Origin of the sequence: Tyzzerella sp. An114 (genome assembly GCF_002161055.1) — a bacterium.
In the GTDB taxonomy this organism is placed as follows: domain Bacteria; phylum Bacillota; class Clostridia; order Lachnospirales; family Anaerotignaceae; genus Fimicola; species Fimicola cottocaccae.
Genome location: NZ_NFLT01000003.1, coordinates 1 through 23,516 on the forward strand (window position 1 = coordinate 1; position 23,516 = coordinate 23,516).

Annotated in this window: 23 protein-coding genes; 20 read left to right on the forward strand and 3 right to left on the reverse strand. The window is 30.9% G+C overall.

Annotated elements, in window-relative coordinates; translation table 11 throughout:
- Nucleotides 1–5 precede the first annotated feature (5 nt).
- Nucleotides 6–560, forward strand: coding sequence for an acyltransferase family protein (locus tag B5E58_RS14030; protein ID WP_443080031.1), 555 nt, complete (start codon nucleotides 6–8; stop codon nucleotides 558–560).
- Here the strand turns inward: B5E58_RS14030 and B5E58_RS03240 are convergent.
- On the reverse strand, nucleotides 557–1,807 hold the full coding sequence (locus tag B5E58_RS03240) for a shikimate kinase (protein ID WP_088108255.1): 1,251 nt from the start codon (nucleotides 1,805–1,807) through the stop codon (nucleotides 557–559). The two genes, B5E58_RS14030 and B5E58_RS03240, sit on opposite strands and share 4 nt — an antisense overlap.
- Before the next feature lie 192 nt (nucleotides 1,808–1,999).
- On the opposite strand from B5E58_RS03240, the gene polA reads away from it, so the two are divergent.
- Genes polA through B5E58_RS03275 form a run of 7 tightly spaced genes read left to right on the forward strand, consistent with a single transcriptional unit; the run spans nucleotide 2,000 to nucleotide 9,760 of the window.
- Nucleotides 2,000–4,645: a DNA polymerase I gene (gene polA / locus B5E58_RS03245; RefSeq protein ID WP_088108256.1), complete on the forward strand. Its 2,646-nt coding sequence runs from the start codon at nucleotides 2,000–2,002 to the stop codon at nucleotides 4,643–4,645.
- Between the two features lie 12 nt (nucleotides 4,646–4,657).
- The gene (gene coaE, locus B5E58_RS03250; RefSeq protein WP_088108257.1) at nucleotides 4,658–5,242 is read left to right on the forward strand and encodes a dephospho-CoA kinase; all 585 of its coding nucleotides are present in this window, start codon (nucleotides 4,658–4,660) and stop codon (nucleotides 5,240–5,242) included.
- Between the two features lie 17 nt (nucleotides 5,243–5,259).
- Nucleotides 5,260–5,835 (forward strand): lytic transglycosylase domain-containing protein, encoded by a 576-nt coding sequence (locus B5E58_RS03255; protein ID WP_088108258.1) that lies wholly within the window; start codon nucleotides 5,260–5,262, stop codon nucleotides 5,833–5,835.
- Between the two features lie 12 nt (nucleotides 5,836–5,847).
- On the forward strand, nucleotides 5,848–7,464 hold the full coding sequence (locus tag B5E58_RS03260) for an ABC transporter substrate-binding protein (protein ID WP_088108259.1): 1,617 nt from the start codon (nucleotides 5,848–5,850) through the stop codon (nucleotides 7,462–7,464).
- A gap of 37 nt (nucleotides 7,465–7,501) precedes the next feature.
- On the forward strand, nucleotides 7,502–8,479 hold the full coding sequence (gene galT / locus B5E58_RS03265; RefSeq protein WP_088108260.1) for a galactose-1-phosphate uridylyltransferase: 978 nt from the start codon (nucleotides 7,502–7,504) through the stop codon (nucleotides 8,477–8,479).
- A 6-nt stretch (nucleotides 8,480–8,485) separates the two neighbouring features.
- Nucleotides 8,486–9,424: a D-alanine--D-alanine ligase family protein gene (locus B5E58_RS03270; protein WP_088108261.1), complete on the forward strand. Its 939-nt coding sequence runs from the start codon at nucleotides 8,486–8,488 to the stop codon at nucleotides 9,422–9,424.
- Nucleotides 9,425–9,448: 24 nt separating this feature from the next.
- On the forward strand, nucleotides 9,449–9,760 hold the full coding sequence (locus B5E58_RS03275) for a YbjQ family protein (protein WP_088108262.1): 312 nt from the start codon (nucleotides 9,449–9,451) through the stop codon (nucleotides 9,758–9,760).
- 39 nt (nucleotides 9,761–9,799) lie between these two features.
- Here the strand turns inward: B5E58_RS03275 and B5E58_RS03280 are convergent, their stop codons facing one another.
- The gene (locus B5E58_RS03280; RefSeq protein WP_088108263.1) at nucleotides 9,800–11,329 is read right to left on the reverse strand and encodes a putative polysaccharide biosynthesis protein; all 1,530 of its coding nucleotides are present in this window, start codon (nucleotides 11,327–11,329) and stop codon (nucleotides 9,800–9,802) included.
- Nucleotides 11,330–11,393: 64 nt separating this feature from the next.
- Nucleotides 11,394–12,158, reverse strand: a complete 765-nt coding sequence (locus B5E58_RS03285) for a YdcF family protein (protein ID WP_088108264.1) — start codon at nucleotides 12,156–12,158, stop codon at nucleotides 11,394–11,396.
- Nucleotides 12,159–12,233: 75 nt separating this feature from the next.
- Here B5E58_RS03285 and uvrC point away from each other — a divergent pair, with 75 nt between their 5' ends.
- The 12 genes from uvrC (at nucleotide 12,234) to B5E58_RS03345 (ending at nucleotide 23,506) form a co-directional block, all read left to right on the forward strand.
- Complete coding sequence (gene uvrC / locus B5E58_RS03290; RefSeq protein ID WP_088108265.1) at nucleotides 12,234–14,099, forward strand: excinuclease ABC subunit UvrC; 1,866 nt, start codon at nucleotides 12,234–12,236, stop codon at nucleotides 14,097–14,099.
- 105 nt (nucleotides 14,100–14,204) lie between these two features.
- Nucleotides 14,205–15,134 carry an HPr(Ser) kinase/phosphatase gene (gene hprK, locus B5E58_RS03295; protein ID WP_088108266.1) on the forward strand — a complete coding sequence of 310 codons (930 nt, stop codon included), beginning with the start codon at nucleotides 14,205–14,207 and terminating at the stop codon, nucleotides 15,132–15,134.
- A 43-nt stretch (nucleotides 15,135–15,177) separates the two neighbouring features.
- The gene (locus B5E58_RS03300) at nucleotides 15,178–16,137 is read left to right on the forward strand and encodes an ROK family protein (RefSeq protein ID WP_088108267.1); all 960 of its coding nucleotides are present in this window, start codon (nucleotides 15,178–15,180) and stop codon (nucleotides 16,135–16,137) included.
- Between the two features lie 13 nt (nucleotides 16,138–16,150).
- On the forward strand, nucleotides 16,151–17,056 hold the full coding sequence (gene murB / locus B5E58_RS03305; RefSeq protein WP_088108268.1) for a UDP-N-acetylmuramate dehydrogenase: 906 nt from the start codon (nucleotides 16,151–16,153) through the stop codon (nucleotides 17,054–17,056).
- 17 nt (nucleotides 17,057–17,073) lie between these two features.
- A complete protein-coding gene (gene rapZ / locus B5E58_RS03310) occupies nucleotides 17,074–17,946 on the forward strand; it encodes an RNase adapter RapZ (RefSeq protein ID WP_088108269.1) in 873 nt (290 codons plus the stop codon).
- Between the two features lie 18 nt (nucleotides 17,947–17,964).
- Complete coding sequence (whiA, locus tag B5E58_RS03315) at nucleotides 17,965–18,921, forward strand: DNA-binding protein WhiA (RefSeq protein ID WP_088108270.1); 957 nt, start codon at nucleotides 17,965–17,967, stop codon at nucleotides 18,919–18,921.
- Complete coding sequence (locus tag B5E58_RS03320) at nucleotides 18,921–19,163, forward strand: HPr family phosphocarrier protein (protein WP_088108271.1); 243 nt, start codon at nucleotides 18,921–18,923, stop codon at nucleotides 19,161–19,163. The genes whiA and B5E58_RS03320 overlap by 1 nt, the downstream gene beginning before the upstream one ends.
- 254 nt (nucleotides 19,164–19,417) lie before the next feature.
- Nucleotides 19,418–21,097, forward strand: a complete 1,680-nt coding sequence (locus B5E58_RS03325) for an HlyD family efflux transporter periplasmic adaptor subunit (RefSeq protein WP_088108272.1) — start codon at nucleotides 19,418–19,420, stop codon at nucleotides 21,095–21,097.
- Between the two features lie 27 nt (nucleotides 21,098–21,124).
- On the forward strand, nucleotides 21,125–21,832 hold the full coding sequence (locus B5E58_RS03330) for a YggS family pyridoxal phosphate-dependent enzyme (protein ID WP_088108273.1): 708 nt from the start codon (nucleotides 21,125–21,127) through the stop codon (nucleotides 21,830–21,832).
- Nucleotides 21,833–21,879: 47 nt separating this feature from the next.
- On the forward strand, nucleotides 21,880–22,389 hold the full coding sequence (locus B5E58_RS03335; RefSeq protein WP_088108274.1) for a cell division protein SepF: 510 nt from the start codon (nucleotides 21,880–21,882) through the stop codon (nucleotides 22,387–22,389).
- A gap of 17 nt (nucleotides 22,390–22,406) precedes the next feature.
- Entirely contained in the window at nucleotides 22,407–22,697 is a 291-nt protein-coding gene (locus B5E58_RS03340) for a YggT family protein (RefSeq protein WP_088108275.1), read from the forward strand.
- Nucleotides 22,698–22,708: 11 nt separating this feature from the next.
- The gene (locus tag B5E58_RS03345) at nucleotides 22,709–23,506 is read left to right on the forward strand and encodes a YlmH family RNA-binding protein (protein ID WP_088108276.1); all 798 of its coding nucleotides are present in this window, start codon (nucleotides 22,709–22,711) and stop codon (nucleotides 23,504–23,506) included.
- Nucleotides 23,507–23,516 lie beyond the last annotated feature (10 nt).

A 23,516-nucleotide genomic window follows, 5' to 3' on the forward strand; every position in this document is an offset into this window, starting at 1 on the left:
CTTATATTTTTGTTAATATTATAACTAGATATAATATTAAAAATAAATATATTTTTCTTTTATGTGTTTTTATTTTATACTTAAGTTTATTTATAAATTTATTTACATATAGAACTTTTTTATATAGAAATTGGCTTATGACAGGAGTTCCTTATTTTTTAATTGGAATTTTAATATGGAAAAATAAAGATTTTATTAAAAAAATAAACTTTAATAATTTTATAATATTATTTATAGTTTTTTTATTTTTATCAGAAATTGAAAAATTTTTGTTTTTTAAGGATAATTTTATGGAAACTTATATTTTTACATTTCCTTTTTGCATTATAATATTTATTATATTTTTTAAGCTTAATATAAAAAATAATTCTATATTAGCCACATTTGGCAAAAAATATTCTTTTATAATTTACATTGTACATCCATGGATAATACATATAATAAATGAATATTTATTATATTATAAATTTGAATTTATTATTCCTATTATAGTTTTATTATGTTCTATTATTTTTGCTATGATATTTGATTATATAAGAACAAAAATATCCACCCATTAAAGGTGGATATTTTTATATTCAGATATAAGATTTTCGGCACAGGCACATTCATCAATACCATTATTATATACAGATATATCAGCATATTTTTTATATAAAGGAAGTCTTTCTTTATACATAATTTTTAAAGTGTCAATACTTTTTGAAAGAGGACGACTTGGGTCTACTGAAAGACTTTCAATGTCTCTTTCTATAAATGCTACAACACCATTAGCTTTTAAATTTTCCATATTTATTTCATTTTTTACAGCACCGCCTCCAGTAGCTATAACCATTCCATTATGTTGTCCATATTCAGCACAGACTTCTTTTTCCACTTCTCTGAATTTTTCTTCACCATATAAAGCAAAATACTCTGATATTTCCATTCCTATTTTTTTGACTATGGCATCATCAAGGTCAATAAATTCTTTATTAAGATTTTTAGCACAAATTTTGCCTATTGTTGTTTTTCCTGCACTTGGCATACCTATTAAAACAAGGTTTGATTTGTCAAAAGTTATTGATTTTGATATTTCATCTATTATTGAGTTATCTATTTTTGTGTCAATAAAATATTCAACAGCATATTTTGCCTGAGCCACAAGCATTTCAAGACCGTTTACAGCTTTTATTCCTTTTTTCTCTGCCCATAAAATAAGTTTTGTTTTAAGTGGATTATATACAATATCTAAAACAGCACTTAAATTATTAAATTTATCTAAATCAACAGGGCTTTTATTTTCCTTTGATAACATACCTAAAGGAGTTGTGTTTACAATAACATCAGCGTCACTGTGCTTTTCATAACACTCATCATATGTTATTGTATTAGGATTTTCTTTGTAATATACAATATGTATTTCTCTTGCTTTTAAATACTTTAAAACAGCAATAATAGCTTTTGAAGCTCCACCATTTCCTAAAACTATAACTTTTTTACCTTCTATTTCAACATTATTATGCTGTACCTGATATAAAAATCCGTAAAAATCTGTATTATATCCATAAAGTTTACCGTCTCTGTTTACTATTGTATTTACAGCACCTATATTTTTTGAATTTTCATCCATTTCATATAAATAAGGAATAACATCTTGTTTGTAAGGTATAGTTACATTTATAGCCTTAAACTCTCGTTTTTCCATAAAATTTTTAAAATCTTCTTTTGATAACGGACATAAATCGTATGTATAATCTGCAATCTGTTCATGTATTATTTTTGAAAAGCTGTATGTGAGCTTTTCGCCTATTAAACCATATTCCATAATATTACCTTCTTTACGCTTTTTATAAAATGATAAATGTTATTTTATAAAAATGCAATAAAAATGTTTATTTATTTTTAGAAAGTAATTTTAAGAAAAAAATAAATATTATTATTACATTAAATGGTGTATAATAAATAAGATACCCATATTTGTAAATATGTTTATATAAATGAATTCAGGAGGATAAAAATGTCGGAAAAAGTTATGCTTATAGATGGCAATAGTATTGCAAACAGGGGTTTTTATGCATTGCCAAATTTAACAAACTCTGAGGGGATTTATACAGGGGCTATATATGGCTTTTTAAATATAATGTTTAAGTTTATGGACGATGAAAAACCAGATTATATAGGAGTTGCCTTTGACCTTCATGCACCTACTTTCAGACATAAAAGGTTTGAAGATTATAAAGGTACTAGAAAGGGTATGCCAGAGGAGCTTCGCCAGCAGATGCCTATTTTAAAGGAGCTTTTGACAAAAATGGGCATAAAAATTTATGAGTGTGAAGGTTTTGAGGCTGATGATATTTTAGGTACATTGTCTAAAAAAGCTGATGATTGTGGAATAATTCCTGTTGTTGTATCAGGAGATAGAGACCTTTTACAGATTGCCGGTAAAAATCTTAAAATTAAAATTCCAAAAACAAAGGGCGGAAAAACAGAGGTTGAGGACTATTACGAAAGTGATGTAATAGAGAAATATGGTGTAACACCAACTCAATTTATAGATATGAAAGCTCTTATGGGAGACAGTTCTGACAATATACCGGGAGTTCCTGGTATTGGTGAAAAAACAGCGGCTAAAATAATAAGAGAGTATGGTGACATTGAAAACGCTATTGCCCATGCTTCTGAAATAAAACCTAAAAAAGCTTCTGAAAATTTGGCAGAGTTTCAAGAACAAGCTCGTCTCTCGAAGTTTCTTGCTACAATAGTTCGTAATATGGATATTGACCTTGACAAAGATAATATGTCAACAAAAAATATATTTACTCCTGAGGCTTATGAAATGTTTAAACGCCTTGAGTTTAAGAGTATGTATAATCGTTTTGAGAGCAGTGAAACAGTTTTAAAAAATGTATGTGATGATTTTTATAAAGTAATTGAAAATGAAAGTGATATTGAAAAATATGTTTCAAATATTGATAAAAATTTAGAGTATTCATACTTTTTATATAAAGAGGATAATACTTTAAAAGCTATATCAGTTTATACAGATAAAAGCTGTGTTGTTGTATATGGTGAAAACAATATTTTAAAATATTTCAATGAATTTTTGACATCAAAGGAATTTTGTAAAATAGGAAACAATGTAAAAGAAGATATACGTTTTATGAGAACAAAAAATGTTGAGATAGATGGTATTGTTTTTGATACAGCTTTAGGAGGATACGTTCTCAATCCTACAAGGGAGGAGTATTTATATAATGATATAGCATCAGAGTATCTCAAAACAACATATCCTTCCGAGGAAGAAATTTTTGGAAAAGGAAAAAAACGTGTTTCTATTGATGAACTTGATAAAGATGTAAAAAATACATTTATGGCTAGAAATGCAAAAACATTTTATGATGGTTCAGATATAATAAGAGCTGAAATTGAGAGAAACGGACAGCATAAACTTTATTATGATATAGAGCTTCCTTTGATGAGGGTTTTGGCTGATATGGAAAAAGAGGGAATAAAAGTTGATAGAAAAGCCCTTGAAGATTATGGAGATATGCTTTCTGAAAAAATAGAGGCTATAACTAAAGAGATATACGATATTGCAGGGGAAGAATTTAATATAAATTCACCAAAGCAGTTGGGAGTTATACTTTTTGAGAAAATGGAGCTTAAAGGTGGTAAAAAGACTAAAACAGGATATTCTACTGCTGCCGATATATTAGAAAAACTTAAAAGTGAAAGTCCTATTGTTGAGAAAATTTTGTATTATAGACAGCTTGCAAAACTTAAAAGCACTTACGTTGATGGTCTTATATCTGTTATTGATGATAAAACAGATAAAATATACTCAACATTTAATCAAACTGTGACAGCAACAGGAAGAATAAGCTCAACAGAGCCTAACTTACAAAATATACCTGTTCGTCTTGACCTTGGTAGAGAGCTTAGAAAAGTTTTTATACCTTCTGATGAAAATAGATGTTTTATAGATGCGGACTATTCACAGATTGAGCTTAGAGTTTTAGCTCATATTTCAGAGGATGAAACACTTATAAATGCCTTTAAAAACAATCAGGATATACACAGACTTACAGCTTCACAGGTTTTCAATATTCCTTTTGATGAGGTTACACCTTTACAGAGAAGAAATGCAAAGGCTGTAAATTTTGGTATTGTTTATGGTATAGGTGCTTTCAGTCTCAGTCAGGATTTAGGAATAACAAGAAAAGAGGCTGAAAATTATATAAATGGATATTTTGAAAAATATCCTAAAATAAAAACATATATAGATAAAACTATAAGAGATGCAGAGGAAAAAGGATATGTGTCAACAATATTTGAGAGAAGAAGGGCTATGCCAGAATTACAGTCAGGTAATTTCAATGTGCGTTCTTTTGGTGAAAGAGTAGCTATGAATATGCCTATACAGGGAAGTGCTGCCGATATTATAAAAATTGCTATGGTAAAAGTTTATAATGCATTGAAAGAAAGAAATATGAAATCAAAACTAATACTTCAAGTACATGACGAACTTTTAATTGATGCATATATTGATGAAATTGATGAAGTTAAAGACATACTTAAAAATGAAATGGAAAACGCTGTGGAACTTAAAACACATCTTGATATTGATGTACACACAGGCAAAAACTGGTATGAAGCGAAATAAAGGGGAATTTTTATGGATATAATAGGACTTACTGGGGGAACAGGAAGTGGAAAAAGTGTTGTATCTTTGGAGCTTAAAAAGAGAGACTCTTTTATAATAGACTGTGACAAAATAGCCCATGATATAATATTAAAGGGTGAACCTGCCTACAATGAGATTGTTGAATTTTTTGGAGATAATATTATTGATGAAAATGGTCAGATAATAAGAAAAAAATTAGGTGAAATAGTTTTTTCAGACAGTGAAAAACTTAAATTTTTAAATAAGTGTACTCATAAACATATAGGAGATGAGGTTAAAAGACAGATTGAGTTTGCAAAAAATTCAAATGTATATAAAAGAGTTATTATAGACGCTCCACTTTTAATAGAGGCAGGACTTACAGATATATGCGACAAAATTTGGGTTGTATACTGTGATGAGAGTGTGAGAGCTGATAGAATTGTGGCTCGTGACGGTATTTCAAAAGATTTAGCACTTAAAAGAATAGCCTCCCAAAAATCTTGGAGTGAGTATAAAAAATATGCTGATGTTATAATTGACAATAGCAGTGACTTAAATTCTGTAATAGAACAGATTGACAAAATTTTAAAATGATGAGAGGTAATATATAAATGTCTTTTTCTTTTAAAAAGAAAATATTTGGTTTTTTAACATTTTGTATTATTGTTACTTTTGGCATAGGTTTTTTGAAATGTTATGTAATAGAAGATGTACTTTTTCCTTTAAAATACAGAGATATAATTGAAAAATATTCTGATGAATATGATATTCCTATGTCCCTTGTTGTGGCAGTTATAAATACAGAGAGTAGTTTTGACAAAGATGCTTTATCTAAAAGAGGAGCAAAAGGTCTTATGCAGATAATGGATATTACAGGAGAATGGGGTGCTAGTGAACTTAATATTGAAAATTTTACACCAGATATGTTGTTTGACCCTGAAACAAATATACATATAGGTTGTTGGTATCTTGATACATTAGATAAGCAATTTGACGGTGAGACAGATACAGTTCTTGCAGCATATAATGCGGGAAGTGGTAATGTTTCAGATTGGCTTGATAGTGAAGATTATAGCAAAGATTACAGAACACTCCATTATATACCTTTTGAACAGACAAGAAATTATGTTGAAAAAGTAAATAAACACAGAGAAATATATAAAAAGCTTTACGATTTGAAGGACTAAGGAAGTGATATAATGAAAAAGAAAATAGCCCTTATTATTACTTTTGTAATGTTTGTTGTTTCTGTTTTTTCAGGTTGTAGTTCATCAGATGAGAATGTTGAAAATACTGATAACACAACAAATACAGAAGCTCAAACAAATACAGAAAATTATGAAAAGGGAAATGAGATTGTTCTTTCAATGAGAACAACGCAAAACTTAAATCCACTTACAAATGAAGATGAGTCAGTTGATAATATATTAAAGATTATGTTTGAGCCTTTGATAGCCATAGACAACACAGGAAAACCACAGCCGGCTGTGGCTGAAAGCTGGACTTATTCAGAGGACGGAAGTGTTTTATCTATAAAAATAAAAGATAATCTATACTGGCATAATGGAAGTAAGATAACAGCAGATGATGTTGTATTTTCAATAAATACAATAAAGGGAGCTTCTGAAAATTCTGTATATAAAAATTGTGTGTCAAATATAGCTTCATGCACAAAAACAGGAGAACTTACAGTCAATATAAACTTTACAGGTCTTTACAGTGGAAATATATATTATCTTACATTTCCTATAATATCATCAGCCTATTATGGAAGTGGAAATATGGCTGATAAAAATCTTACACCTTTGGGAAACAGTGCTTATGCTTTTAAGAGTTTTACTCCTGCAAAAGAACTTAGACTTGTAAAATCTGATAACAGTTTTGGAAAAGTGGCTGCAACAGATGAAATATGTGTAAATATAACACCAGATAAAGATACAGACCTTTATTCTTTCGACCAAGGTATATTGGATGTTATAGCTGCTGATGTAACTGAAATGGGCAAATATGATAGCACAGGAGACAGACAGATTTCAGAGTATTCAACAAATTATATTGATTATATAGGCTTTAACTGGAATAGAAGTATTTTTCAGGATAAAAATGTGAGAAAAGCTATTGCCTTTGCTGTTCCAAAAGAAAGTATACTTGAAAGTGTTTATCTTTCCCATGGACAAGTTGCTAATACAATAGTAAATCCTTCATCATGGCTTTATGAAGATGAAGTTGAAAAATATGAATATAATCTTGATGAGTCAAAAACATTGTTAAATGATAGTGGTTGGATTGACAGTGATGGTGACAATGTGAGAGATAAAACAACCAATGAACTTAAAGAGGTTTTGAAGTTTAATATACTTGTAAATGAGGAAAACGAGGAAAGAAAACAGATTGCCGTAAGACTTTGTGAGGAGTTTAGAGCCATTGGAATTTCTGCCACTGTTGAGGCTGTACCTTTTGCCGATTATCAAGAAAGACTTTTAAATAATGATTTTGATATGTATGTGGGAGGAATAAAACAGAATGTTGTTCCAGATTTTACATATCTTTTAGGCACAGGCGGTTCAATGAATTATACAGGATATAGCAGTGAACAGACAGACTTATTTTTACATTCATGTAGAAGTGCTTTGACTGATGAGACTATGAAAACATCTTTTTCAAGTCTTCAAAAATATGTTGCTGAGGAAGTTGTATATATTCCTGTTGCTTACAGAAATTCAGCTATATTCGCCAATAGACGTGTAAATGGTGAGCTTTCAGCAACAGAAATAAATGTTTTCCAAAATGCATATAAGTGGTATATTAAAAAGTAGTAAGTTTATTATGCTTATATTGGGGGAGTGATTTTTAATGTCAGAACTTAGAAGAAATCCCATAACAGGTGAATGGGTAACCTTTGCAGTAAAACGAGGTGCAAGACCCTATGACTTTGTTAAAAAAAGTGAGGCGAAAAAGGATAGTAGTAAAACTTGTCCTTTCTGTCCTGGAAACGAGAATGAAACCACAAAAGAAGTATTTCAAAATGATGATAAAAATTGGTCAATAAGAGTTTTTCCAAATAAATATCCTGCCCTTGATTTTGGAGATTGTGATTTTGAAAATCACTCTTTTTATGAAAATATGAATGGTGTAGGGATACATGAAGTTATTGTGGATACTCCAAATCATAATGAAAAAATATATGATTTTAGTAGCGAGCATTTTTTAGATGTCATAAAGGTTTTAAAAATGCGTTTCGATGATATGAAAAAAAGGGATTTTATAAAATATATTCAGATATTTAAAAATAATGGAGCGGAAGCAGGTATGTCCCTTGTACATTCCCATTGGCAGATTATAGGTATGCCTGTTATGGGAAGAATACAGAATGATACTCTATTTAATGCTTTGGAGTACAGAAAAAAACATAACTCTTGTGTTATGTGTGATATGATTAAAAATGAGATTAAAGAGAATATAAGGGTTGTTTCTGAAAATGAAAATTTTGTAGCTTTTACTCCCTACGCTTCAAAAATGAGCTATGAGTTATGGATAGCACCAAAGGAACATATATCATCTTTTGGAGAATTTAACGAAAAACATATTGAAGATTTTACAAATATATTCCATAATATGTTGAAAAGGGTATCTCTTATAAACAAGGATATTTCATATAATATATGTTTTATGGATAGTCCTATTGATGAGAATAAAAAATATTTTCATTGGTATGTTAAAATTGTACCCCGAATAGGAAATTTTGCTGGTCTTGAGTTTTCAACAGGAACATTTATAAATCCTGTTATGCCAGAAGATGCGGCAGAAGTTTATAAAAGCAAGAAGGTGTGACTTAATATGCGTACAAAAGTTTTAATTCTTTATGGAGGAAGTTCTGCTGAAAGAGAGGTTTCTTTTATGACAGCAGAAAAAATACTCTCAAACATTGACTATGATAAATATGAGGTCTCAAAAATAGAAGTCCCCGCAAAAAATAAAGACACAGAGTGGATTTCTAATATTATTAAAATTAAGCCTGATATTGTTTTTATTGCCCTTCATGGTGGAAAGGGTGAGGATGGTTCTGTTCAAGGTTTGTTGGAATGTCTAAATATACCCTATGTGGGAAGTAGAGTTTTAGGCAGTGCTATTTCAATGAACAAACACATATCAAAAACAATTATGAGATATAATTATATACCTGTTGCTCCTGATGTGTTTATAGGCAAAAATGAGGACTATACTGAAGTTTTAGATAAAATAGTTCAGATAGGTTTCCCTCTTGTTGTAAAACCTAACAGTGGCGGTTCTAGTATAGGTATAAGTGTTGTATCAAATATAGATGAACTGGCAGAGGCTATTGATAATGTCAAAGATTTGGGAGATGATGTTATAGTTGAAAAATTCGTTTCAGGTCGTGAAGTTACCTGTGGTGTGTTTGAAAAAAATGGTCAACTTAATGTCACATCAGTTCTTGATATAGGTACAAAAAGTAGATTTTATAATTACAGTGAAAAATATGAAGGTGATACATCTTTTGCAGATATATCAAAACTCCCTGACTATTTACAAAGCATGATTAAACAGATAGCGAGAAAAGTTTTTACTGCTGTAAATGCAAAGGGCTATGCTTGTGTTGATATGATTGTTTCAGAGGAACAAGTTTATGTTCTTGAGATAAATACTTTACCAGGAATGACTGTTAAAAGCCTTCTTCCTAAGGCTGTTGAGAACAGCGGAAATCCTTTCTCTGAATTTATAAACCTTTTGATTGAAGATGAGCTTAAAAATAAGTGATATTAATAAAAGGGGTGTATTAATATGTTTATTGTAAATACTGATTACATTGAAGGAACAAAATTTGAAATGATTGGCCTTGTCTTTGGAAGTGTTGTTCAGTCTAAAAATATAGGTCGTGACATTGGAGCTGGTTTAAAGAGTATAGTTGGAGGAGAGCTTGAAGGCTATACTGAAATGATGGAGGAGGCAAGAGAGATTGCCACTGAAAGAATGATTAAAAAAGCCGAAAGTTTGGGAGCTGATGCTGTTATAAATGTAAGATATGCCACATCAGCAATTATGCAGGGAGCTTCTGAAGTTATGGTTTACGGTACAGCAGTTAAATATATTTAATACAGATAAATAAAAAACGGTGGATTTTTCCACCGTTTTTTATTTTTTCTTTAATCCTGCAAACTGTAAAATTTCATCTTTTTTAATACAGCCTGTTATTATTAAAAGTATTATATAAAATATACACATTCCACCCATTATTGATACAGTTGAAATACTACTGTAAGGTATTTTTATAAATAATAATCTTCCTGTAAGAGCTGAAGCTAATATACATATAAGGGGATAGAATAAACATTTTATAATATCAATTTTAGTTTCTGTTATTTTTAATACTCTGTGAAGGCTTGTTGTTGATGTCAAAATTAAACTTACTATCCAACCTAATATGAAAGCGTCAACACCATACAAAGGCATTCCAAAGTATATAAAAATTATGTTTATTATTGATGATATTACATTGTTTTTAAGTATGTAAATATGTTCCCCCAAACCATTTAATAATCCTGAAAGAGTTATATGTAAATATAAAAAAGGACAGACAGGAGATAACTTTAATAAAAGCATATAGAGTTTTTCTTCTTGGTATACTGTCTCACATACTTCCTTTGGAAATATGGCAAATATAGCTGTAAAACACAAAGATACAACTATTGTAAAAAATACTGATAAATTCACAGCATCACGAATACGTCTCTTGTTTTTTATTGCACAAGCCTCTGAAACTGCTGGAACAAGTGTTATTGATACAGCCATTAAAAATGCTGTTGGAAACTGTATTAAAGGCATCATAAGACCTGTTAAACTGCCGTATATCTCAAGAGGATTTCCCTTTGCACCTGAAAAAAGTCCTAATCTTTGAGGTATAAGTATATTTTCAATAGTTGATAAAAGAGCTCCAAGACATCTTCCTGATGAAAGAGGTATTGCCATGGATAGTATTGTTGTAAGTGATGTCATAACACCCATTGAAGGTTTTTTAATAAATCCTTTTTTTATTTTAACTCTCTTATAAAGTAAAAGTACAAATAAAAATGATACAATTTCTCCGGCAACTATACCTATAACAGCGGAAGCACAAGCATAGGAAAGTCCCATAGGAACAAGTTTTTCAGCTGTAAAAAATACTGCTGTTATTCTTACGGTCTGTTCCAAAATTTGAGAAAAAGCAGGAACAGTTGAGTTTTGTATACCGAAAAAATAACCTCTTATACATGAACCGGCAGACATAAAAGGAAAACACAAGGCAAGTATTTTTAATGGAATTATTGTTCTTTGCTCTTTTATTATGTATGTTGCAAATACATCAGCTGTAAAATACAGAGATATACTTATAATGAGACTTAAAAAAGTACATATTAAAAGAGATTGTTTAAGTATCCTACCCATATTTCCATATTGATGTTTAGCCTTTTCTTGGGCTGTCAGCTTTGATATTGTAGTTGTAAATCCTGATGATGTTATACTCCAACAAAGAGAATATACAGGCATTATAAGCTGATAAAGTCCCATACCCTCAATGCCTATTGTATTGTTCATGTATATTCTGTAAAAAAAGCCTGTAAAACGAGTTATTATATTTGCTAGGGTTAGTATGAAAGCACCCTTTAAAACAGTGTTTTTGTTCATAAAATCCTCACTGTGCAAAAGTTTTTCAATCTATTTTATGGCTTTTTTTATTGGTCTATGTATATTATCTGTCAAATACAAAAAACTTTATTATTGAAAAATATTCACGTATATAAAAATTAAAAAGTAAAGGTTTGTAGGAAGGAGCTCCCAATCCATAGGAATTTAAACCGCATTTTTTTGCTGTAAGTCCTGCTCTAAAAACGTGAAAATCATTTGTTACATATACTGTTGTGTATTCTTGATTTTTAAAATATTCATCAAGTATATTTTTTGAAAATTCAAAATTTTCAAGAGTTCTTGTGGATTTATTTTCCTCAATTATTCTTTCTTCTGATATTCCTTTGTTTATCAAATATTCTTTCATGGCGGAGCTTTCTGTTCTGTCCTCACCTCTACCTTGACCGCCAGATACAACAATTATACAATCACTATTGTTTTTAGCATATTCAAAGGCTGTATCAAGGCGATAGGCTAAAGATTTGCTTACTCTACTACCGTTTAATCCTGCACCTAAAACTATGACTGCATCACAGTTATCAGGGGGATTTTTTGTTCCTCTATAATTTAAAAACAGTGTGCATATTGTAAATGATATTATAAAAAATAGAAATCCACAGTATACTATTATTTTAAATGTTTTTAAAATTCCTGTTGATGTGAGTATATCTATTTTAGATTTTAAAAATGAAAAAAATATAAGGATAAAACCCATTATGCCAGGGAGATATGTACCTAAATTTCCATTTGACACTATAAGAGTTGTAAATGTGTTTATAATACCTATTGCACCTACTGCAAGACATAAAAGTCGTATTATAATATCCAAACTTTGTCCTCCTTTGATAATTTTATTCCATTAAGGTATAATTATTATATCACACAAAAAAGAGAGGGAGGAAAAATGTTTGACATACAAGAAGAATTGAAAAAATTACCGGAAAAACCCGGCGTTTATATAATGAAAGATGATACAGATAATATTATATATATAGGAAAAGCTAAAATTTTAAAAAACAGAGTGCGACAATATTTTAGAAGTCTCAAAAATCAACCCCCTAAAGTTGCCGCTATGGTTAAACATATAGCAGAGTTTGAATATATTGTAACAGATACAGAAATGGAGGCTTTAATACTTGAATGTAATCTTATAAAACTTCATAAGCCCCATTACAATATAATGCTTAAAGATGATAAAACTTACCCATATATAAAAATTACTGTAAATGAGGATTTTCCAAGAATTTTTGTGACAAGACAGTACAAAAAAGACGGAGCAAAATATATAGGACCTATAACAGACGCTCTTGCTGTTAAAGAGACTATTGACACAATACACAAACTTTTTCCCGTAAGAAAATGTAAAAAAGTTTTTCCAAGAGATTTGGGAAAGGAGAGACCTTGTTTAAATTATCATATTGGACAGTGTTCTGCTCCCTGTGACGGTTTAATATCTAAAGAGGAGTACAGAAAATATATTGATGAAGCTATACTTGTAATTGAGGGAAAACATGATGATATTGTAAAAAGAATGAAAATTGAAATGGAAAAGGCGGCTGAAAATCTGGAATTTGAAAAAGCGGCTTTAATTCGTGATAAACTTAAAAGTATAAAGAGTATAGCTGAAAAACAAAAAATGTCTAATACAGGATTGGGGGACTGTGATGTTATAGCCTTTGCAAGAGCCCATAATGAGGGTATTGTTCAAGTTTTCTTTATACGAAAGGGCAAAATGACAGGAAGGGAACATTTTTTACTTGAAAATGTTGATGATACAGACAGAAGTCAAATTATGACAGACTTTATGAAACAATTTTATAGTGGTACAGCTTTTATTCCTAAAGAAATACTTGTTCAAGATGATATTATACCAGAGGAAAAAGATATTATAGAAAGTTTTCTTTCTGATATAAAGGGCAGTAAAGTTTCTATAAATTGTCCTAAAAAGGGAGAAAAACATAAAATGGTAGAATTGGCAGGTAAAAATGCCATAATAGTTTTTGAACAGATTGGAGACAGAATTAAACGTGAAAAACAGCGTACTGTTGGGGCTGTTGATGAGATAAGAAAGGCTTTAGGAATTGATTTTGATATAAATAGAATTGAAGCCTTTGATATTTCAAATACTCAAGGTTTTGAGTCTGTGGGTTCTATGGTTGTTTTTGAAAAGGGCAAAGCTAAAAAAAGTGATTACAGAAAATTTAAAATAAAAACTGTAATAGGTGCAAATGATTTTGCCAGCATGGAGGAAGTTTTGACAAGAAGATTTTCAAGGGGATTAAAATCTGATGAAAAGGGAAGTTTTTCAAAAATGCCTGACCTTATTATGATGGACGGGGGAAAAATACAGGTAAATGCAGGAAAAGAAATTCTTAATAAATTTGGACTTAATATTCCTATATGTGGCATGATAAAAGATGATAAACACAGAACGAGAGGACTTATATATAATGATGAGGAAATATATATGCCTTTATCATCGGAAGGATTTTTGCTTGTAACAAGAATTCAAGATGAAGTTCACCGTTTTGCAATAGAGTATCACAGAAAACTTAGAGAGGAAAAAGCTCTACATTCTGTGTTAGACGATATAAAAGGAATAGGCGAAAAGAGAAGAAAATCCCTTATGAAACATTTTGGTTCAATAGATAAAATAAAAGAGGCGGAAGTAGCTGAACTTATAGAGGCAGAAGGAATGACAATAAAATCTGCTGAGGCTGTATATGCCTTTTTCAGAAATATTAACACTGCTGTTGTTGAAAAAAGGTGACATATGGTTTATTATAAAATAAATCATATTTTTACTATGATTTTTAAAAAATAACTACAAAAACATAAGGGGTATTTGTTTAGTTAAGATACGGAGGGAATTTATATGTATACAGTATCAATGGAAAAGTTCGTAAAGGAATTTGGTTTGGAAGTTGTTACACCACAAATTGATTTTTCAGATAAGGTTTTGACTTGCAGTGATGTAAATCGTCCGGCACTCCAGCTTGCAGGATTTTTTGAACATTTTGACAATGACCGAGTGCAAGTTATAGGTATGGTTGAATATACGTATCTTTCAAAACTTGACCCTGAATTTCGTGAAAATGTTTTAAGACAAATTTTTGGTTTTAAAATACCATGTATAGTAATATCAAGAAACCTTGATGTTTTCCCAGAAATGATTGTTTTTGCAACAGAGTTTCAAGTGCCTATATTTAAAACAAGAGCAAACACTAGTGAATTTATGGCAGAGTGCATAAGATGGCTTAATGTTGAGCTTGCACCAAGAATTACAATGCATGGTGTACTTGTAGATATATATGGTGAAGGTATACTTATAACAGGTGAAAGTGGTATAGGAAAAAGTGAGACAGCCCTTGAGCTTATAAAGAGAGGTCATCGTCTTGTTGCTGATGACGCTGTTGAAATTAAAAGAGTTTCCCATAGAACACTTGTAGGAACAAGTCCAGAGCTTATAAGATACTTTATAGAGCTTAGAGGTATAGGAATACTTGATGTAAAACAGCTTTATGGTGCTGCTTCTGTAAAACAGACACAAAATATAGACCTTGTTGTAAAACTTGAAATGTGGGACGAAGACAAAGAATATGACCGTCTTGGTCTTACTGAGGAATATATTGATATATTAGGTAATAAAATATTATGTAATTCAATACCTATTCGTCCGGGAAGAAATGTGGCAATAATTTGTGAGGCTGCTGCTATAAACCATAGACAAAAGAAAATGGGTTATAATGCGGCACAGGTTCTCCATGACAGAATAGCAAAAAGTATTGAAGAAAGTTCAAAATAATGAATTAATACAAATAAAAATTTGACATACGGAGGTAAATTTTATGTATTACCTGGGAGTTAACTTTGGAAGAACAGTAATAACAGTAGGTGTTGTAGATGAAAATGGTGAAATAATAATAAAAGGCTCAGTACCTACATTAAAATATAGAGGAATTGAAGATATAGTAAAAGATATTGCAACACTTTGTATTAGAGTTGTAAATAATGCTAAATTAAATATAGATAAAGACATAGTTTCAATAGGAATAGCCATAACAGGTATTCCAGATAAAAAAGATGGTACAATAGTTTATTCAAGTTACTTTGACTATCATACAGTTCAGGTTAAATCTATATTGAAACAGTATATAAATCTTCCTATATATATCGAGAATGATGCAAACTGTTATGGTTTGGCAGAAAGTAGATGGGGAGCTGCAAAAGGATTTAAAAATTCTGTGACAGTAAATATAGGTCAGGGAGTAGGTGCCGGAATAATAGTTGATGGTAAAATATATAACGGTGCATTCTCTGGTGCTGGAGAGTTGGGACATCATGTAATTGTAGTTGATGGTGAGCCTTGTCATTGTGGAAGAAGAGGTTGTTGGGAGTGTTATGCTTCTGAAGACGCTCTTATTCGTGACGCAAAAATTTTATCTATAAAATATCCTAAGAGTGAAATTTTTAAAATGGTAAATGGTGACTTTAGAGTAATGTCATACAACACACCTTTTGAGGCTGCCAAAATGGGTGACAAATATGCAGTTGAACTTATAAATAAATATATAAAATATATGGCTGTTGGTGTTATAAATATTGCTAATATATTACAGCCAGATGTTATTGTTATAGGTGGAAAAGTTATGGAACAGGGAGAGTATTTCTTGGACTCTCTTAAAAATGAAGTTGAAAAACATCATTATGGAGACCACCTTTCAAATACACTTAGAGCACCAGAAATAAAACTTTCACAGATTGGCTATGATGCCATAATAATGGGAGCGGCTATGCTTCGAGAATAAAAGGAGTGATAAAATGACAGAAGCGAAGGGACTTATTGATATATTGGGTGAAGATAAGGTTCTTATTGATGAACCTATGAAAAATCATACTTCTTTTAGAGTTGGAGGAAATGCCGATATAATGATACAGCCTTCAACTGTTGAGGAGCTTAAAGAGGCTCTTTCTTATATAGTTAAAAATAATATACCTTATTATATTATGGGTAATGGCTCAAATCTTATTGTGGGAGACAAGGGATTTAGAGGTGTTATTATAAAATTGTTTAGCAGAATGTGTCATATAGAAGTTTCAGGAGAATTTATGGATATAAAAGCGGGAGCTTTAATGACTGTTATAGCTACAAAAGCCCTTGAAAACAGTTTACAGGGCTTTGAGTTTGCCTCAGGTATTCCGGGAACATTCGGTGGTGCTGTATGTATGAATGCGGGAGCTTATGGCGGCGAGATTAAAGATATACTTGTGTCTGTAAATGTTCTCACAAAAGAAGGCGAGATTAAAACAATAGATGTAAAAGACCTTGATTTATCTTATAGACATAGCATTATACCAGAAAATGATTATATTGTACTTTCAGGAAGAATTAAACTTAAAAAAGGCGATTATGAAAGTATAAAAAATGAAATGTCAAGACTTTCTGCTCAAAGGAGAGAAAAACAGCCACTTAATTATCCTAGTGCAGGAAGTACATTTAAAAGACCGGAAGGATATTTTGCAGGTAAACTTATTACAGATGCAGGACTTAAAGGCTATAACTGTAATGGTGCTGAAGTCTCTGAAAAGCATGCTGGATTTGTTATAAATAAAGGAGATGCAACTGCAAAGGACATTTTAAATGTCATAAAACATTGTCAGGACACAGTTTATGAAAAATTTGGTGTTAGACTTGAAACAGAAGTAAAAATGATAGGTGAGTTTTAATTTAAGGGGGGATACAAATGAGATTTGTTATAGTTACAGGAATGTCAGGAGCAGGAAAATCAACAGTTCTTAAATTTTTTGAAGATATGAACTTTTTCTGTGTCGATAATCTTCCACCAGCACTTATTCCAAAATTTGCAGAACTTTGTTTTGAACAGGGAAGCGAGATTGAAAGAGTTGCTATGGGTATTGACATAAGGGGAGGAAAACTTTTTAAAGACCTTTTTGCTACTTTGTCAAATCTTCAAGAAAGCGGATATGATATGGAAATACTTTTCCTTGATGCTTCCGATACAACTCTTATAAAGAGATATAAAGAGACAAGAAGAAGTCATCCTCTTTCAAAGGGCGGTTCAATAGAAGAAGGAATTAGAAAAGAGAGAGAAATTCTTCAAGATGTAAAGAAAAAAGCAACATATATAATTGATACAAGCAATATACTTGTAAGGGAACTTAAAGAACAGATTAACCATATATTTGTTGAAAATAAGAATTTTGAAAGTCTTATAATAACAGTTTGTTCTTTTGGATTTAAGTATGGTATACCTATTGACAGTGACCTTGTTTTTGACGTTAGATTTTTACCAAATCCATTTTATATTCAGGAACTTAAAGAACTTACAGGAAATGACTCACCTGTATCAGACTATGTAATGAGTTTTGATGAGAGTAAAATATTTTTAGATAAACTCACAGATATGGTTAAATTTTTAATACCACAGTATATAAAAGAGGGTAAAAACCAGCTTGTAATAAGTATAGGATGTACAGGAGGAAAACACCGTTCTGTTACACTTGCAAATGCTCTTTATAATGTGCTTAAGGAGGAGGGACACAGTATACTCATTAAGCACAACGATATTGAGAAAGATTCAAGACATAAAAAATAGACAGCGGAGGTGAAATTTTTGTCATTTTCGTCTAAGGTAAAGAGTGAGTTATGCCAGCATTTTGGAAATGCCACCCATTGTAAAATTGCTGAGCTTGCTGCTATTATAAATATATGTGGACATATTATTGAAAAAGATAATAAATTTTGTATAAAAATACAGACCGAGAATTTTGATGTCGCTAAAAAGTGCTTTACATTATTGAAAAAAACTTTTAATATAGACATTGAAATATTGGTAAGAAGAAATAGTCAGTTTAAAAAAAGCAGAGCCTATTTTTTATATATAAAAAATAGTGATGATGCTTTGAAAATTTTGTCTGCAACAGGAACTTTGTTTGTTGAAGATGATAAAAAGATTTATGTCAAAAGTATAAATCCTATGATTGTATCATGTACCTGTTGTAAGCGTGCATATATAAGAGGTGCTTTTTTGTCATCAGGTTCTGTTACGAACCCTGAAAAAACATATCACCTAGAATTTGTAAATACAAACCTGCAATACGCTGAGGAGCTTAAAAATCTTATATCTTTTTTTGATATAGAAACCAAAATTGTTAAGAGAAAAGAACACTATGTCCTATATGTTAAAGAAGGAGAACTTATAGTAAATCTTTTAAATGTTATGGGGGCTCATGTTGCTCTTATGGATTTTGAAAATGTCAGAATATTAAAGGATATGAGAAACAATCTTAATAGAATTGTCAATTGTGAGACAGCTAATCTAGGAAAGATTGTTGCGGCCTCTGTTAAACAGGTTGAAGATATTAATTACATTATGAAAAATTCGGACTTTTCTGAATTACCTGAAAATCTTATAGAAGTGGCGAAACTTAGGGTTGAATACCCTGATGCCAGTCTTAAGGAGCTTGGACAAATGATGAAACCGCCTGTGGGGAAATCAGGTGTAAATCACAGGTTAAAAAAACTGGGAATTTTGGCAGATACATTGCGAGAGGAGAAAGGTGATATTTAATGGCTGAAAAAACAATAACAGTACGCAAATCTTTGGACGCTAGACAGGCAGCATTTTTTGTACAGACAGCGAGTAAATTTGAAAGCAGAATACAGGTTACAATCGACGACAGAAAAATAAATGCAAAAAGCATTATGGGCACTATTTCACTTGGAATAACTGAAGGTCAGGTTGCAACAATAGTAGCTGAGGGTTCTGATGCAGATGAAGCAGTAAAAGAAGTTGCAAAAGTTTTGGAATAATAAAATAATATAATTGATTTTTTTAAGGCGAGGGGTTGACATTATAGTTTTCCCTCGCCTTTTATAATGCAATAACATAAAATTTTAAATTTTTGTTGAAAATTATTGAAACTTTTGTCGAATTTATAAATACCTTACAATTTTGTGCGTATTATTTTGTACATAAAATGTTTTTTTAGTTTACCATATGAAAAAAATGTATTATAATATTTTAGTATATTAATTTGATTTACGATTTTACAAAGGAGGCTTCTATGGCTAAGAAGAATAGTGGCAGCTCCAATAAAAGTAATAAAAGAAATTATAATAGCAGAAATACATATAAAAATGTAACAAACAGAAATGTGAACTCAAAAAATAAAAAATATAATAGTAGACCTTCTGCAAAAAATATTAGTCGTACTCAAAAAGGAAATGTAACATATATACACCGTCCTGTTAATAAAAAACCAGTACCAAAAAAGAAAGTTAGAAGAAATGGTCACAGAGCCTTTATGGGTATAATGTTCACAGTACTTATAATATATCTTTTTGGATATTTAGTAGCATTTTTAAGCAAACCTCAGATTTCTGTTGAGTCTGTTGGATATGGAACTATTGATGTTCCAAAAACATTAAATGGAATTATTGTGAGAGATGAAAGAGTTTTTACAAGTCCAATTGATGGACAGCCTGTTTTTTCATATTCTGAAAATGAAAGAGTGAAAAAAGGCTCCACTGTTTGTGTTATAAAAAAAGATGATACTGCTGATGCTATTGAGGAGCGTATAGAGGAGATTGATAAAGATATACTTGAAAAACAGAAACAGAGAAGTGATATTTCTGTTTTTAAAGAGGACATTGACAGAATTGAAAAAAATATAAGTGAAACTATGGATTCATATATGTATAAATTTTCCGATGGAACAATGGCAGATATATATTCTCTTAAAAACCGTGTGGATTCTCAAATTACAATGAGAAATAATATATGGCTTGCAGAAAATAATGCCAGTGTTTCAGAACTTAGCGAGGAAAAGAAAAGCTATGAAAGTCAGTTGGCAGGAAGTAAAGCCAGTGTTGCTTCTGATGTTAGTGGTATTGTAAGTTATACTATTGACGGCATGGAAAGTACATTACCTTATGATAATCCTGCTTCTATAACAGAAGAACAGACAAAAATGAAAGTTGACCCTACGGTTATTTCTAAAAGCCAAAATGTAAAGGCGGAAGACCCATTGTTTAAAATAGTACAGTCAAATGTGTGGTATATGACATCATATGTACCTGCTGAAATTGGTTCTACATGGGCTGTTGGAGATAGAAAAGTTGTTAAAACAACAATAGATGATGAAGATGTTGAAATAAATGTTACAATAAATTCAATAGAACAAATTGAAAAGAAATCTAAAGTTGTATTTAGGTCAAATGAAAGTCTTGAAAAAATAATAAACACAAGAACATTGACATTTAAAATAGAAGATAATGTTTATGAGGGACTTAAAGTTCCTAATAATGCCATAGTTGAAAAAACTCTTTTAAAAATTCCAGAGGAATGTATAAGAGAGAGCAACGGAGAGGAAGGAGTATTAAAAGTATCTGGTGAAGAAACTACATTTATTCCTCTTGTAATATCAAGAAGAGTTGAGGCTGACCCTGAAGCAGGAACAGGTGCTTTTGCATATGTATTGCAGGATTTTGAAACAATACGACTTGGAGATACCATTGTTATGGGTACAGGTGAGACTTCTTCAAATTATACAATATCTGAAGTTGAGACTAAAAAAGGTGTCTATGTTGTAAATAGTTCTGTGGCAAACTTTAAAGTTGTTGACGTTTTAATATCAAACAGTGAATACTCTATTGTTGAGGCTGGTTCTGCCTATGGTCTTAAGGCCTATGACAATATTGTTTCTGATGCTAAAAACATACAGGAGTCGGATTCTGTATATTAATATATGTTTTTAAGGAAGTGATAGTGTATGCGTTCTTCAATAGAAGAAAACATTATAGAAGTTAAAAGGAGAGTTGAAGAAGCAGCAAAAAAAGCTGGAAGAAATCCAGAAGATGTACTTATCCTTGCTGTGAGTAAAACAATTGATGTGCCTAGAATAAAAGAGGCTGTTCAGTGTGGACTTAATTCTCTTGGTGAAAACAGAGTTCAAGAGATTATGGATAAGTATGAACCTATGGGTGAGGGTATAAACTGGCATCTTATAGGTCACCTTCAGACAAACAAAGTAAAGTATATAATAGATAAAGTTTGTCTTATACACTCTGTTGAGAGTTTAAAATTGGCAGATGAAATTAATAAAAAGGCTGAAAAAGCCGGAATTATAATGGATATTCTTGTTGAAGTAAATATTGCCAATGAGGAGTCTAAATTCGGCATAAAGCCTGAGGATTGTGAAAGTTTTATAAGAGAGCTTTCAAAAATGAAAAATATAAATGTAAAAGGTCTTATGACAGTAGCACCTTTTACAGAAAATCCAGAAGAAAACAGGGTTTATTTCAAAGGATTGAAAGATTTGCTTGTTGACATCAACAATAAAAAAATTGATAATATAAATATGTCTGAACTTTCTATGGGAATGACAGGGGACTTTGAAGTTGCAGTTGAAGAAGGTGCAACTATTGTAAGAGTTGGAACAGGAATTTTTGGTGAAAGATTTTATCCAAATAAAAAATAATATTTTTTGATTATATTACGTATACATATTCAAGGAGGAAGTTTTAAGTGAGTGGTTTAATTAACAAAATGAAAGATTTAATACTTGGAGAAGATTATGAAGATGAAGAGTACGATGAGTATGAAGGCTCTGAACAGGAAATGGAAAGAGAAGTTCCTACAAGAGAAATGTCTCAGCCTGTAAGAGAAACTCAGGAGTATACTCCTCAAACAACATATGGAAGAAGAAGAAATGGTGGAGCACAGGTTGTAAGCATACAGGCTAATGTTCAGATGCAGGTTGTTGTTGTAAAACCTGAATGTTATGAAGATGCACAGGAAATCTGTGACCAGATAAAGAGTAAAAAACCTGTTGTTGTTAATCTTGAAAAAGTTGAATACCCTATTGCTCAGAGAATAATGGACTTCTTAAGTGGTACTTGTTATTCTCTTGACGGTACAATTCAGCGTGTTGCTAATAATATTTTTATAATTGCACCTGAAAACGTGGATATTTCAGGAGATTTTAAGGAAGAATTAAAAACTAAGGGAGTTATACTTCCTTGGGTAAAACAGTAAATTGACGGAGGATATATATGCTTGGCTTAAAAAGTGTATTATATCAGGCGGTAGATACATTTTTCTATGTACTCTATCTTCTGATACTTGTAAGAATAATAATATCATGGCTTCCTATAAGTAGAGATAATAGTATAGTCAGACTTATTTATTCTTTTACAGAACCTATTTTAGGGCCTATAAGAAATATGATATCAAAATCACCTCTTGGTGGTGGATTGATGCTTGATTTTTCACCAATTATAGCTCTTTTTGCTATGAATATAGTAAAAATGATTATTATGACTCTTATAATATCCTTTCTCTAGAAGGGACGGTTTTGACGGTTTTGAATAGAAATGATTTTTTAAAAAGAGCTTCTAACAGTGAAGAAAGATTGCTTATATCAAAAATTATTGATAAAGCAGAATTAGCTATTAAAAAACATGAAATTGCTTTTACGGATTTTATAAATCCGGCAGAAATGGCTGTTGTATATGATATTGTAAAAAATATACGAGATGTAAATTTCCGAATTTTTGGAGGAGGAGAAGACTGTGAAAGAAATATTATAGGTTTTTCACCGGAATATATTGAACTTTCAGACAGTGACTTTCCTATTAAAGCTATAAAAATTACAAGAAATCTTAAATTTTCGGGAGAACTTTCCCATAGAGATTATCTCGGTTCTATATTAGGTCTTGGTATTGATAGGGACAAAACAGGTGATATATTTGTATTTGATGAATATACACTCTGTTTTGTCATTAATACTGTTGCTGATTATATAGGAACAAATCTTATAAAAGTGGGTAAAACAGCTGTAAAAACAGATATTATTGATATTGAAAGTGTGTCTGTACCTGCGAAAAATACCGTTTTAAAAAGAGAAACGGTGTCGTCAATTAGAATTGATGCTGTTATAGGCTCGGCTTTTAATATTTCTAGAGGCAGGGCTCAAGATTTTATAAAGAGCGAAAGGGTTAATGTTAACTGGTCTACTGTCACAAGTGTATCTTTTTTGTTAAAAGAAGGAGATATGGTCTCTGTAAGGGGACTTGGTCGTTTCCGTATATCAGAGATAGGCGGTAAAACTAAAAAAGACAGAACCGGAGTTATTTTTTCAATGTACGTTTAAAGGGGGATAA